The sequence below is a fragment of the Bacteroides sp. AR20 genome, assembly GCF_964250605.1.
Lineage (GTDB): Bacteria > Bacteroidota > Bacteroidia > Bacteroidales > Bacteroidaceae > Bacteroides > Bacteroides uniformis.
In genome coordinates, this window is the sequence record NZ_CAXUGK010000008.1 from 82,900 (window position 1) to 97,647 (window position 14,748).

The following is a 14,748-nucleotide window of genomic DNA, read 5'->3' on the forward strand; positions in this document are numbered from 1 at the left end:
GTAAATCGTAAAATCGTAAATCATTCATTCTCCTCTTCAAACTCCTGTTTCAAAATGCGCAATACCTCGTCCACCGTCTCTTCTTCGAGGTCCGTCTTCTCAATCAACATCTCACGGGGAGCGTTCAACACAGCCTTAGCCGTATCGATACCGATAGCCTTGATGGCATCGATAACCCAACCGTCTATTTCATCACGGAATTCGTCCAAGTAGATGTCTTCATCCTCTATGGCCTCATCCAACTCGCGGAACACGTCGATGGTGTACTCAGTCAACATACTGGCAAGCTTGATATTCAAACCTCCTTTACCGATAGCCAGCGACACCTCTTCGGGTTTCAAGAACACTTCAGCCTTGCGTTCTTCCTCGTTCAAGCGGATGGAAGAAATTTTGGCAGGGCTCAAGGCACGCTGTATAAACAACTGGATATTGGACGTATAGTTGATAACGTCGATATTCTCGTTGCGAAGCTCGCGGACAATACCATGAATACGGCTACCCTTCACACCCACGCAGGCACCTACCGGGTCGATACGGTCATCGTAGCTCTCAACGGCAATCTTGGCACGCTCGCCGGGGATGCGGGCAATCTTCTTGATGGTAATCAGTCCGTCATTGATTTCGGGTACTTCCATTTCGAACAGACGTTGCAGGAAGACGGGCGACGTACGGCTCAGGATAATCTTCGGATTATTATTCTTGTTGTCCACACGTGCCACTACGGCGCGGGCGGTCTCGCCCTTGCGGTAGAAGTCACTCGGTATCTGTTCGGTCTTGGGCAGCAACAGTTCGTTGCCTTCATCATCGAGCAGCAGCATCTCTTTCTTCCAAATCTGGTAGACTTCCGCATTGATGATGGTACCCACTTTATCAATGTATTTGTTGTAAATACTATCTTTCTCCAGTTCCAATATCTTGGAGGCCAGTGTCTGGCGCAAGTTCAAGATGGCACGGCGACCGAAGTTCGCGAAGATAACTTCATCCGTCACTTCCTCGCCCACTTCATAAGAAGCATCAATCTTTTGTGCTTCGGACAATGCAATCTGCAGGTTCGGGTTTTCCAAATCCTCGTCTGCCACTACCTCACGGTTACGCCATATTTCGAAGTCACCCTTGTCCGGGTTTACAATTACGTCGTAATTCTCATCGGTACCGAACATTTTCGCAATCACACTACGGAACGACTCCTCGAGTACGCTTACCATCGTGGTTCTGTCGATATTCTTCAGTTCCTTAAATTCCGAAAATGTATCTATCAAGCTGACAGTTTCTACTTTTTTGGCCATAGTCTTATTTAAAACTGATTAAGTATTTAGTGTATTTTATCTCTTCATACGTAAAGGTCAAGTCCTCGTCCACCAGCTTGGGACGCTTGGCACCTTCCTCTTTCACTTTCTTCTGAATGGTCACGACGAAATGCTGTTCGTCGGCTTCCTTCAACACGCCGCTGAGCTTGCGGCCGTCCTTTGCCAGCACTTCCACTTCCTTGCCGATGTGGTTAATGTACTGCTGCAGTACCTTGAAGGGCTGTCCGATGCCGGCCGAACCGACTTCCAACTCATAATCCTCATCCTCACGGTTCAACTTGGACTCGATGTAGCGGCTCAGCTCTACGCAGTCCTCAATCCAAACACCTTCTTTGTGGTCTATTTCCACCAAAATCTTGTCATCCGGGCTGATTGTCACCTCCACAAGGAAGTAGTCCTTTCCTGCCAGCCACTCGTCAACAATCTGACAAACAGTTTTCTTTTCTATCATAGATTAACCATTAGGAACAAAAAAGAGGAGCTTAATCGCCCCTCCACCTTTCATCCGTTTTCGGTTGCAAAGATATAAATAATCTGTTCGACTACAAAATATTAGAGAAAAAAAGATTGATTTAACGGTTCAAACGGGAATTATATTACAAACACACCCTTTCAACACTTCAAGATAAGGGGTAAAACATATAATCTTATGAGACAGAAGCTTATACTTTATGAAATGAATTATCACGTTCCATACTGCATGAGATGCACATGTCAAACACAACGAGATATGCATCTCGGACAACATGAGATGTACATCTCAAGCATACAATCTCTATTGTTTCAGGAAAAGAAGTAAGGAGATACAAACGGAAAGAAGATACTGTTGAAAGACAACGCGGAAAAATAAAAGGCCGATAGCTTGTTTCATGCTATCGGCCCTTTTACTATGGTTCTAAAGGTCTAAAAAACCTTGTCGTATCACTTATTCGGAGTCTCCCACTTCTTGGTATCCGTACAAACCACGTTCACCGTTTGGTCACCCGTCTGGATGCGGAAGTCACCTTTCTCCAAAATCCACTTGCCGTCATAGCCTACAAAAGCAAGGTCGGAGCCTTTCAGTTTCAGTGTCACGGTCTTTGTCTCGCCCGGTTTCAGTTCCACCTTTTCGAAAGCGCGAAGACGGCGGGTATCGGGAGTAAGAGAGGCAACGAGGTCGCTGCTGAAGAGCAGCACGCTTTCCTTACCAATGCGGTTGCCAGTATTCTTCACATCAACGGTGAAAGTAAGCACATCATCAGCGGTAAAGTCCGACTTATCCACCTTGAGGTTGCTGTATGCAAAGGTGGTATAGCTCAATCCATAACCGAACGCCCACTGTACAGACACTTGCGCATCGTAGTTATAAGCACCTTCCATCTGCTTGCCGATGTGTTCGCACGGTTTGTAGTCGTACGTAATCAGTGAGTTGATTTCTTTCGGATAAGTGAAAGGCATCTTTCCGCTGAAGTTGGCGTCGCCGGCAATGAGGTTTGCCAACGCATCGCCACCATAGTTACCCGGAAGCATAGTATTGACAACCGCTTTAACCAGTGGCTCGATGTCGGCAATCAGACGGGGACGGCCTTCGTTCAGTATCAGGACGATGGGTTTGCCGGTCTTGGCAAGAGCTTTCACCAAGTCAAGCTGATTCTGGGAGAGGGTAAGGTTTGTCAAATTACCCGGAGTCTCGCAGTAAGAGTTCTCACCGATGCAAGCCACGATGTAGTCGGCAGCCGCAGCGGCAGCTACAGCTTTCTCTATCTCCGGAGTGTTTTCTTCCCACCAGTTGCCACCTTGCTTATAAGTGACGCCAGCTTCGTAGATGATATTCTCCGCACCGAATTTATTGGTGAAGGCCTCGAGGATGGTATTATATTGGCCTGCATGCTCATCGGCCTTGTCACCCTGCCAAGAGTAGGACCAGCCGCCGTTGAGGCAACGCATGGAGTTGGCATTCGGACCGGTAACCAGCAACTTCTTGCCTTTTGCCAGCGGCAATATACCGTCTGTATTCTTCAGGAGTACCAAAGATTCTTCGGCAGCCTGGAGGGCGGCGGCGGCATGTTCTGCACCACCGAACAAGGGGAAGTCTTTCAAGTCATAATAGGGCTTTTCAAACAGATTGAGACGGTACTTCAGGCGCAGTACACGGCGAACAGCATCGTCAATGCGGCTCATGGGGACTTCTCCTTCTTCCACCAGCTCCTTCAAGAGTGTACAGAACTTCCAGTCGTACGGGTCCATAGACATGTCGATACCGGCATTGATGGCAAGCTTGATGGCTTCCTTCTTATCCTTGGCTATGTGGTCGCGGCTATAAAGGTTGTTGATGTCCGCCCAGTCAGTCACAATCATACCGTCCCAGTTGAGGTCTTCTTTCAGCCACTTGGTCAGCAGCTCATAGTTGGCATGGAAAGGCAGACCGTTGTTCATGGCGGAGTTCACCATCACGGAGAGGGCACCTGCTTTCACCATTTCCAGATAAGGAGCGAAATGCTTCTCACGCATATCCTGCTCGGTGATGGAAGACGGCGTACGGTCCTTACCGGAAACGGGAACACCATAACCCATATAGTGCTTCATACAAGCGGCAACGTTGTTCTCGCCAATCAGGTTGGGGTTCTCGCCCTGGAAACCGATAACTGCTTCACGTCCCATTTCGGCATTGACGTAGGCGTCTTCACCATAATTTTCCCACATACGAGGCCAGCGCGGGTCACGTCCGAGGTCGGTCACCGGGGCATACGTCCAGGGAATGCTTCCCGCCTTTGTTTCATAAGCGGAGATGCGTGCACCTTCACGTGTCAGTTCACGGTTGAAGGTAGCTCCCATATTGACGCCTTGCGGGAAGAAAGTACCACCCAGCGTATAGGTAGTTCCGTGTATCTGGTCTACACCGTACACACAAGGAATACCCATCACCTCCATGGATTTCTCCTGAATGCGTTTGATGATTTCCTGCCACTTCTCCACGCTTTGTGCCACACCGTTAGGCACGTTCAAGATGGAGCCTACTTTGTATTTTCCGATGACAGAGTCGAGCATCGCCTCGTCCAACTGGAAGCCCTGGGCATTCTCAATGCCTTGGATACGCATATAGAGCTTCATCATCACATCCTGCGAAGGCATCTCCTTGCCCAGCTTGAATTCCTTTTCAAGCTTGTATCTCCTAATGATTTTCTTCAGGTCGTTCACCGTGATGTTCTTCGGGTCGAGACCGGCAAAAGGATTGGCGCGTTTCTGCAGGAGGTCTATGGTGAGTTCGCACATCTGACCGACTTTCTCGTCAAGCGTCATCTTCTTCAGCAAAGTCTCAATCTGCTGTTCTATTTTCTCGTCTCTTGGAATGGCAGGCGCAACAGTGGTCTGCGCCGTAGAAGCAAGTACTAACCCTGATAGGGCTAAAGATAAGATTAACTTTTTACTCATGGTTGTGATATTGGTTTATAATAGTTGCACTATCTGTTTATACGAGGTACAAAGATAAGAACATCCTGCCATACCAAAGGGTACAACAGGATGTTTTTTAGGGTATGATTTGTTATTTTTTCAGACAATCCTACTCTCATCTCTTCAAGAGACTCATCGGTTCCTGAAGTTTCAGGATGTCGTTCGTCTTCTGCGTTGCGGCAGCTACTTCAGCCTCCAGCGTAGCCTTGATGTCGCGTGAGGAAGCTCCGACGAGGAACTTGTAGTTTCCGGGAGTTACCACCCATGCCGATGCAGCCTCATCATAAGAAGCCAGGCCGTCAGCATTCACTTTCAGCGTCACCACAACCGATTCACCCGGTTTCAGCTCCTTGGTCTTGGCAAAGGCCTTCAGTTCCTTTTCGGGTTTGTTGACAGCAGCATCAGGAGCGGATACATAAAGCTGAACCACTTCCTTACCTGCTACCTTACCGGTATTCTTCACTTCTACAGATACGGTATAGACACCGTTGTCTGCCTTGACAGCAGCCTTGTCGTAAGCAAAAGTGGTATAGGAAAGACCGTAACCGAAAGGATAGGAAACCTGCTTGCCAAAGGTGTCGAAGTAACGGTAACCCACGTAAATGTCCTCTTCGTAATTGGTATAGTCCACGTTCTTCACGTCGTTCTTCTTCCCGCCTTTGTTCATGAGGTCGGTGCTCACACGCATGTCTATCGGGAAGTTGTCGGAAGAAGCGGCATCTTCAAACTTCACCGGGAAAGTCATTGTCAGCTTGCCCGAAGGAGAAGCCTTGCCACTCAGCACGTCAGCCACACTGTTTCCTCCCTCCTGGCCTGCCTGCCATGCACAAAGAATGGCATCGGGAGCAGATTTCCAAGAAGCGGTTTCAATCACACCACCAATATTGAGCACTACCACTACCTTCTTTCCGGCAGCGTGGAAAGCATCGGACACAGCTTTCAACATGTTCTGTTCCTCTTTGGTGAGGTTGAAGTCGGCTACCATACGGTCAAGGAACTCACCGGAGGTACGTCCCAGCGTCACCAGTGCCACATCGGCCTTGGCAGCCTGCTCGCGGATGACTTGTGCGGAAACAGCCATCTCAGCCGGACGGGTATCGGGCATGAACCACTCTTTCTTATCTTTGGACAGACGTTCTTTCTCGGTTTTCAGGTAAGCTTCATAGCTATTCTTCAGCGCTTCATCCACCACATAGCCGGCATTCTTCAAGCCGTCCAATAGCGAAACGGTATAAGCGCGGTTCACGTTGCCCGAACCTGTACCGCCTGCAATGAAATCGTAGGAAGTGCAACCGAAGAGTGCCACGTTCTTCACGTCGGCAGCCAGCGGCAGAGCACCGTTATCGTTCTTCAGCAATACCATACCTTCCGTTGCCGACTGGCGAGTAACGGCAGCATGCGCCTTCAAATCAGGCTTGTTGGAGTATTTATATCCCTTGAAGTGGGGAGTCTGGAGAATCATCTCCAGAATACGCTTCACATTCTGATTGAGGATGGCTTCATCTAACGCTCCGTCCTGCACACCCTTCACGATGGCTTCGTACTGCTTGGGCAGACCGGGCTGCAACATGTCATTGCCTGCCACCATCTGTGCCACGGCATCCTTGCCGCCAAACCAGTCGGTCATCACCATGCCCTTGAAGCCCCATTCGTCGCGCAACATGGTTGTCTGCAACTCCTTGTTTTCCGAAGTGTAGACACCGTTCAGGTAGTTGTATGAGGACATCACGGTCCAAGGAGCGGATTCCTTCACGGCAATCTCGAATCCTTTCAAGTAGATTTCGCGCAAGGCGCGTGGAGATACATGCGCATCCGTAGCCATACGGTTGGTTTCCTGGTTGTTCACAGCAAAGTGCTTGATACTGGTACCCACACCGTTGCTCTGCACACCACGTACGTAGGCGGCGGCAATCTTACCCGACACCAACGGGTCTTCAGAATAATACTCGAAGTTACGTCCGCAAAGCGGGTTACGGTGAATGTTCAGCGCCGGAGCCAACAGCACGTCCGCACCGTATTCCAGCACTTCGTTACCGATGGACTGACCTACACTTTCCACCAGTTCCTGGTCCCAGGTAGAGGCGAGCAAAGTTCCGATAGGGAAATGAGTACAATAGTACGTAGCCGAATCCCCCTCACGCTTGGGGTCGATACGCAGTCCGGCGGGACCATCAGCCAGCACCACAGCGGGAATGCCGAGGCGTTCAATCGGGTATGTGGTTCCTGCCGCACCCGGCACCAGCTTTCTCGTTGCACCGATTACGGCACTGTCACCCGAGAAACCTGCCATACCGGTACCCACTACCAGATGCGCCTTTTCTTCCAAGGTCATGGCGCCAATCACCTCATCCAGAGAGGACTTTCCAAGCTGCGGCACACCCGGTCCGCAAGCTGACAAAACAGCCATTGCTGCTGCCATGGATATGATATTCTTCTTCATAATCTTATTTAAATATCTTCGGTGCGAATTCTGTCAGGTAAATACGCCAGTTCTTCCAGATATGACCTTCTCCGGTTTCATAATATTCATATTTGTAACCCTTCTCGTCCAACATCTTGCGGTAGTCGTTATTGGCCTGGAACAAGAAGTCTTTATTACCGATAGCGATGTAATAGAGTGACGGTTTCTTGGCAAACTGGGTTTTCAGTTTGGCTTCAAGGTTGTCATAAATCGGAGACTTCACATCTTTGTTGGGCATGATGGCAGCCGAGAACAGCCCTACATAGTCGAACATGTCCGGATATTGCTTGGAGATGTGCATGGAGTGGAAACCTCCCATAGAGAGACCAGCAATGGCACGCCCCTTCTTGTTGGCCTGTGTACGGTAAGTCTTATCAATGAATTTCACCACGTCGGGGAAAGCCGTTTCGAAAGAGCCTTCCATCGTCTTGGGCAGATTCATGCTGGGAGCGGCAAAACCCAGTGACGATTCACCCGGAGCAGCCTCCAACGCAGCGTTACCGTTGGTCATTACTACAATCATCGGCTTGGCCTTGCCTTGGGCGATGAGGTTATCCAGAATCTGTGCCGTACGTCCCAGTTCGCTCCATGCGTTCTCGTCGCCACCCATGCCGTGTAGCAGGTAGAAGACGGGGTAGCGCTTGCCGCTTGTCTCATATCCGGCAGGCATATAGACAGTCAGGCGGCGGTCCATACCCAGCGTAGGGCTGTTGTACCATACCTTAGATACCGTTCCATGAGGAACCTTATTCACTTTGTAGAGGTCGATGCGCTCGTCACCACCGATGATGAATACATTCGTCACGCTTGCCACGTCTCGAATCATATAGACGTTGGCAGGGTCATTAATCTTCAGTCCGTCTACCAGGAAAGTGTAGCTGTAGAGTTCTGGTTTCAGCGGTTCGGGAGTAGTGAATTCCCACACACCGTCCTTGTTCTCTTTCAAATCTGCCACACCCGGACCATCAAACTCACCAAAAGGAGTCTTGATTTTCTGCGTAGGCAGGAAGTCGCCGGTTACTTGCACCTTTACGGCTTTCGGCGCCTTCAAGCGGAAAGTTACTGTATTGTTGTCGTGTATCTCAGGTGAGACCACGGGAGCGCCTCCCCAGAGAGCTTGTTGCGCGAAAGTCATCGCACACATCAGCAACAGAGCTGACAAAATAGAAATTCTTTTCATGATACGTATGTTATTTTGTTATTAAATTAGTTATACCAAATCCTCTTATTTGAACAACTTCGGCGCGAACTCCGTCAGATAGATTCGCCAGTTCCTCCAGATATGTCCCTCGCCCGTTTCAAGATACTCGTACTTATAACCATTGTCGTCAAGCAACTTGCGAAAATCGGCCACACCTTTATAAACAAAGTCCGTCTTGCCGCATGCGATGAAGTAAAGAGCCGGTTTCTTGGCAAACTGAGTCTTCAGCTTACCTTCGAAGTCGGTATAGACCGGACACGTCGATTTATCGTTTCCGGTACTTGCACCGGAGAAAAGACCTACATAGTCGAACATGTCCGGGCAATACTTGGAAATATTGCAAGAGTGGAAACTACCCATAGAAAGCCCGGCAATAGCACGGTTCTTCTTATTGGCAAGAGTGCGGAAATTCTTCTCCACGAACTTCACAATTTCGGGAAACGAGAGTTCAAAAGCACCTTCCGCCACCTTCGCTCTTTCGTCGGGACGCATGGAGGGGGCAACAAAACCCTTGGGAGATTCACCTGCAGCAGCATCTTGCCAAGCATTGCCGTTAGTCATCACCACAATCATAGGTTTAGCCTTGCCTTGTGCAATGAGATTATCCAATATCTGCGAAGTACGGCCAAGAGCAATCCAAGCTTCCTCATCACCACCTGCACCATGAAGCAGATAAAATACCGGATAACGCTTGCCGCTGGTTTCATAACCAGCCGGAGTGTAAATCGTCAGACGGCGGTCCATTCCCAGCGAAGGACTATTGTACCACATGCGACTTACCGTTCCATGGGGTACCTTATTCACTTTATACAAATCGGCACGGTCACCACCGATGATAAATACATTGGTCACGGTAGCCACATCCCGAATCATGTAAACATTGCTCGGGTCCATCATTCTCAATCCATCCACAATAAAGGAGTATCCATAAAGTTCCGGCTTCAATGGTTCGGGAGTAGTAAATTCCCAAACGCCATCCTTCCCCTCTGTCAAATCGGCAATGCCCGGTGCATCATAATCGCCACGAGGAGTCTTAATAGTTTGTGGAGGCAGAAAATCACCGGTAATCTGCACCCTTACAGCCTTAGGAGCTTTCAAGCGAAAAGTAACCGTGTTGTCGTCATGAATATCAGGAGAGACAACTGCCGCACCTCCCCAAAGAGCTTGCTGTGCAAAAAGGGTGACACAGCAGACCAGCAGCATCGCTGCCAAACTTAATAATCTTTTCATAATTTCTTATATTAAATGAATTAGCTTCTTGTTATTTAGCAAAGCTGCGACTTACAAAAGGCAGGCACATATAAAGTGCCGAATGCCAATATTCGCTGGTATGTCCGCCATCCCGCACACGGAACTGGCAAGGGATACCGGCATTACGCATCGCCTGGAAAAACTCTATATTACGGTCCAGCAGAAAGTCATCGTCTCCGCAATCCACAAACCACTGTACTGTACGAAGCTGTGCCTTACGCGCATCATCTGCCTCAACCACATACCTGATGCAACTATGTTCCTGCACAGAACGCGTCAGCACAGCCATCTTGTTTGTGGGGTCGGGATCTTTTCCCACCTCCTCACCACTGACGGGGATGTTCATCAAAGCACTCATGGCATAGGCAGCACAATACATATCCGGATAGCGTTGTGCATAGCTCGTCGTTCCACCTCCGCCCATAGAAAGTCCGGCAATGGCACGATGCTGCTTATCACCTTTCACCCGGTAGGTCTTCTCTATATAAGGAAGGAACTCCTTATAGAAGAAATCTTCGTAAGCCCATCCCGGCATGTTGAAGTAGCCGTTCCAGCAAGTGGCCGGATTGCCTCCTGCATTGGGGCTGACGATAATCATCTCGCAAGCCTCGCCCGATGCCACCAACTGGTCCATCACGTCCTTCACACGTTGGTCTGTAAACCAACTGGTATTCACCCCCGACATGCCGTGCAGCAAATAGAGGATAGGATATTTCCTATCCGTTTCATTGCTATAGCTTTGCGGCAGATAGATGGTGTAGGCACGGTGTGCTTTCAATACCTGGCTGTAGATGCTGTCGGTCACTACCTTGCTTTGCGGTCCCCATGCAGGATTTTGTGCATTTGCCATCCACAGCAAGCAGACGGCTAAAAGAGAGAGTATCAATCTTTTCATGGTATCGATTTAAAAATGTACTACAAAATAAGCGTTTTCCACTCTAAAACTAATTGATATATATCAGTTTTTTCACGCATATCCCCCTCATCTCTTCACCATCGGATACACAGCCACAGGCACTTGCGCCCGCATGGCATCATGCACTTTCTGCTTGCGTGCCTTTGTCACCCTCTGTACCGCTGTGCAACGCACATCGGCCGAAGATGCGGCAACCATCCACTGATATTCACCCTTAGCCAACTCCCAAGAGCTGTTTTTCTCATTAAAGGAAGCCATGTCCATCACGTTCCAAGTCAGAATCAGTGTCTGGCTCTCGCCCGGCTGGAGCAAGGCAGTTTTGCCGAAGGCCTTCAACTCCTTGGCAGGCTTGTCAAGTCCCCCATTCGGAGCTTTCACATAGAGTTGTACAGCTTCACGCCCTGCCACCTTGCCGATGTTCTTCACGCTCACTTTCAACTCACAGCGGTCGGCATCCATTTTGGCGTTCTCTACCGCATAGTCAAAAGCAGTATAGCTCAAACCATGACCGAACGGATAGGAAACCTCTTTACCGAAAGTGTCGAAATAGCGATAACCCACATAGATTCCCTCTTCATAGTTGGTGAAATCCACATTTTTCTCCGGTTCCTTCGGTTTCTCCTCTTTCTTTTCGGACTTGAAGTTCATGCCGGTACCCATAGCAAACGACGGCATCTTGAACTCGTAATCAAAAGGGAAGTTAGCATCCGACGGCGCATCGCCATATTTCACGGCAAACGTCATGGGTAACTTGCCCGAAGGATTCACCTTTCCGGTCAGGATGTCCATGATACAATTACCCACCTCTTGTCCCGGCTGGAAGGCACAAACCACTGCATCTGCCAGTCCCTTCCAAGAAGCAGTCTCCACCGGGCTGCAGATGTTGAGAACCACCACCAGTTTCTTGCCTGCAGCATGATAAGCGGCAGACACTTGCTTAATCAGAGCCAATTCGTTCTCCTTCAGGAGGAAATCTTCCACACGGCGGTCACAGCCCTCGCCACTGACACGCCCCAGCGTAAGCACGGCAATGTCGTTGGCCTTCACTTGTGCAGCCAGTTCCTCGGCAGTGGGCAGGAACTCCTCGGCACGGGGCAGCGGAGTAAAGGCGAAAGGCGGTTTTCCGTGAGGAAAAAGCCGTTTCTGCTCGTCGGCCATATGCTTCTTGTAGCGATTCAGCAATTCTTTGTCCACGATGTAACCCGCATTGCGCAAACCTTCTACCATAGAAACCGTGTAATAGCCGATGCCCGTACTGCCAAAGCCCATGCCGGCAGGAACCATGTCATAGGAAGTAGTTCCATAAAGGGCCACTTTTTTGATGCCGGCAGCCATGGGTAGCGCCTGCTTGTTATCCAGCAGCACGATACCTTCCGCACCTATCTCACGGTCTACTTGCGCATGAGCCTCCAAATCGGTTTTATTGGGATACTCGTAGCCGGCAAAGGTATGGCTCTTGACCACAAACTCCAGCACACGCTTCACGCTGCGGTCGAGGAGTGCCAAATCCAGTGTACCGTTCTCTACGGCTTCCAAAATAGCTTTATACTGGCGGTCTTGCCCCGGTTGCAGCATGTCGTTTCCTGCTACGATGGAGGTCACGGCATCTTTTCCGGCATTCCAGTCGGACATCACCAGTCCCTTGAATCCCCATTCGTCGCGGAGGATGTCCTCTGTCAGTTCGCGGTCCTCGCAGGTATATTTGCCGTTCACCTTATTGTAGGCGGTCATCACGCTCCAGGGCTGAGACTCTTTGACAGCAATCTCGAAGCACTTCAAATACAGCTCGCGCAAGGGGCGCTGTGTCAGATGAGAATCGTTGTTATTGCGGTTGGTCTCCTGGTTGTTCACGGCAAAGTGTTTCAGGCAGGTACCTGTCCCCCGGCTCTGGACTCCGTTGATATAGGCAGCAGCCATTTTACCAGCCAACACCGGATCTTCCGAATAATATTCATGGTTACGTCCACAAAGCACATTTCGCATCAGGTTGACACCCGGTGCCAGCAACACATCCAAACCATAATCCTTCACTTCCATACCCAAAGTACGTCCCACCTTATGGGCTGCATCCGGATTGAAAGTAGCTGCCACCGTGGTGCTGGAAGGGAATTCCGTAGCATGATAAGTACGGCTGTCGAATTCCCGCTTGGCAGCCATCGCCAACCGGTGCGGTCCGTCGGCAAGATAGGCGGAAGGGATACCCAGTCGGGGAATGTCGTAAGTACGTCCCGCTGTTCCTGGAAACTTGGTATCACTTCCCATCGACATTCCACAACCGATGACGAGGTGTACCTTCTCTTCGAGGGTCATGGCACTGACCACTTCGTCGATATTGTCGGCACGCAGTCTGACTGACTGATTCGAACCGGTCACCTGTGCAGTCAAAGCAGATGCCAGACAGAGTGAAAATAAAGTAATTGACAATCTTCTCATATATATTATATTTAAAAAGCTACAAAAGAAGCCCCCGTACAATTAGCTGATTCCCACGGGGGACTTCTTCTACAAACAATTAATCAGTTAGAAAAATCTAATTTTGTCTATCTGCATCAGATGACAAAGTTAGATTTTGATTCTTTATACGCTTTACCAACCTGCATTTTGTTCCATATTCGGATTCAAACGGATCTCCTTTGCCGGAATAGGCAACAAATAATGTCTTTCCTTGAAACCATAACGCGTTTTATCCTTGTTATACTGAATGTATTCTACCGCTACATTATCCGGCTCATCTTTTCCTGCCTTATTTGACAAGATAGGTGTTCTTTCACCCTGATCCTTAAGCAAAGCCTCCGCATCTTTCCAACGGATAATATCCTGATAACGGGTATATTCAGAACAGAGTTCCAGTCTCTTTTCCAATTTAATGGCATCCAAGGTAGCCGTCTTTGCATCCAATCTTGCACGCTGACGCACCTCATTCAAGCAAGCATCAGCTTCGGATTGATTGCCATCCTTCAGGTTTGCTTCAGCCGCCAGTAACAAGACTTCAGCATAACGCATCCAACGATAGTTATTATATGAACACCAGAACCCAGCAGGAGATTCTACATTCGAGAAGCGACGCTTCCACATGAAATAACCTTCATTAATCAAACTCTGCCCTTTGGCAACCTTGACACCCAATTGAGAAATTTGGTCATAGGTTTTCATTGTCTGATTCAACCGATAACCATCTACACCCTCTTCCTGAACAAATGCATCATACAACTTTTTCTGAGGAACCATAAATCCCCATCCGGTACCATTAAACTGATTGTTAGAGCCAGACATATCCAACTTATCAGTGCGCCAATGATTCATCACCTCAAAGAAACTGAACTCATCCATGGAATTACTTGCATCAAAAATACGGTTACTTTCGAGCATACTTTCACAATTATACTCAGCCTTGTAGGTCAAGATATCCTCATAATTTCCATCATAAAGTTTATACTTACCACTAGCTCTAACTTCATTCAAGACAACAGCAGCTTCATGGAATTTTTCTTGCCATAAATAAGCTTTACCCAATATAGCTTGTGCCAACTGCTTGGTAACACGCCATGTCGTTTTATCATCTACACTCTTCTTTTCCTCCAAGAGTCCTGAATTGATAGCTTCAGTCAGGTCCCGCTCTATCAACGCCCAAATATCAGCCTTAGGCGAACGAGCCAACTGATATTCGGATTTATCAAGTTCATGGTCTACCAATGGTACATCACCCCACATAGAAACTAAATCAAAATAAGCAAAAGCACGGAAGAACTTGGCTTCAGCACAAGCCTTCTTCTTCAAATCAGTATCAGGCTCAACACGTCCCAGAATCACATTCGCCTTATAAATAAGCTGATAGTAGCTTTCCCATACGCCTCCGATAAAACTTTGGTCTGAGCCAAATGAATATTCATTACAGCCTTCCAGCTCTGCATTGTCATTACGACCACCACCACCTGCCCAAACATCGTCCGAAAGGGCATTCTTCATCATCGTATAGTTATAGTATGTACCCTTGAGTTGTATATAAAGCGCATCAGCCGCTGCTTGAGCTTGTTCGTCAGTTTTATAATAAGTGGAAAAGTCCAATACACCTTTTTGAGGTATATCCAATTTGTCTTCACACGAAGTGCCAGCCAATATAAGGAGCGCTCCGAGCATTAAAGAATATCTTAATTTCATATGTTTTTCATTTTAATAAGTT

At 48.6% G+C, this 14,748-nt stretch carries 9 protein-coding genes; all 9 read right to left on the bottom strand.

Features of this window, described 5'->3' with window-relative positions; translation table 11 throughout:
- Nucleotides 1-20: 20 nt before the first annotated feature.
- Nucleotides 21-1,286, bottom strand: coding sequence for a transcription termination factor NusA (gene nusA / locus ACESTD_RS06335; RefSeq protein WP_005833693.1), 1,266 nt, complete (start codon nt 1,284-1,286; stop codon nt 21-23).
- 4 nt (nt 1,287-1,290) lie between these two features.
- Entirely contained in the window at nt 1,291-1,758 is a 468-nt protein-coding gene (rimP, locus tag ACESTD_RS06340; RefSeq protein ID WP_005824352.1) for a ribosome assembly cofactor RimP, read from the bottom strand.
- A gap of 470 nt (nt 1,759-2,228) precedes the next feature.
- Nucleotides 2,229-4,718 carry a glycoside hydrolase family 3 N-terminal domain-containing protein gene (locus ACESTD_RS06345; RefSeq protein WP_373158788.1) on the bottom strand — a complete coding sequence of 830 codons (2,490 nt, stop codon included), beginning with the start codon at nt 4,716-4,718 and terminating at the stop codon, nt 2,229-2,231.
- Between the two features lie 136 nt (nt 4,719-4,854).
- A complete protein-coding gene (locus tag ACESTD_RS06350; protein WP_373158787.1) occupies nt 4,855-7,179 on the bottom strand; it encodes a glycoside hydrolase family 3 C-terminal domain-containing protein in 2,325 nt (774 codons plus the stop codon).
- Nucleotides 7,180-7,183: 4 nt separating this feature from the next.
- Entirely contained in the window at nt 7,184-8,380 is a 1,197-nt protein-coding gene (locus ACESTD_RS06355; protein ID WP_373158786.1) for an alpha/beta hydrolase-fold protein, read from the bottom strand.
- A gap of 45 nt (nt 8,381-8,425) precedes the next feature.
- Nucleotides 8,426-9,631 (bottom strand): alpha/beta hydrolase-fold protein, encoded by a 1,206-nt coding sequence (locus tag ACESTD_RS06360; protein WP_373158785.1) that lies wholly within the window; start codon nt 9,629-9,631, stop codon nt 8,426-8,428.
- A 31-nt stretch (nt 9,632-9,662) separates the two neighbouring features.
- Nucleotides 9,663-10,547: an esterase family protein gene (locus tag ACESTD_RS06365; protein ID WP_057097462.1), complete on the bottom strand. Its 885-nt coding sequence runs from the start codon at nt 10,545-10,547 to the stop codon at nt 9,663-9,665.
- Nucleotides 10,548-10,634: 87 nt separating this feature from the next.
- Nucleotides 10,635-13,001 (bottom strand): glycoside hydrolase family 3 C-terminal domain-containing protein, encoded by a 2,367-nt coding sequence (locus ACESTD_RS06370; protein ID WP_373158784.1) that lies wholly within the window; start codon nt 12,999-13,001, stop codon nt 10,635-10,637.
- A 153-nt stretch (nt 13,002-13,154) separates the two neighbouring features.
- The gene (locus ACESTD_RS06375) at nt 13,155-14,726 is read right to left on the bottom strand and encodes a RagB/SusD family nutrient uptake outer membrane protein (protein ID WP_005833710.1); all 1,572 of its coding nucleotides are present in this window, start codon (nt 14,724-14,726) and stop codon (nt 13,155-13,157) included.
- Nucleotides 14,727-14,748 lie beyond the last annotated feature (22 nt).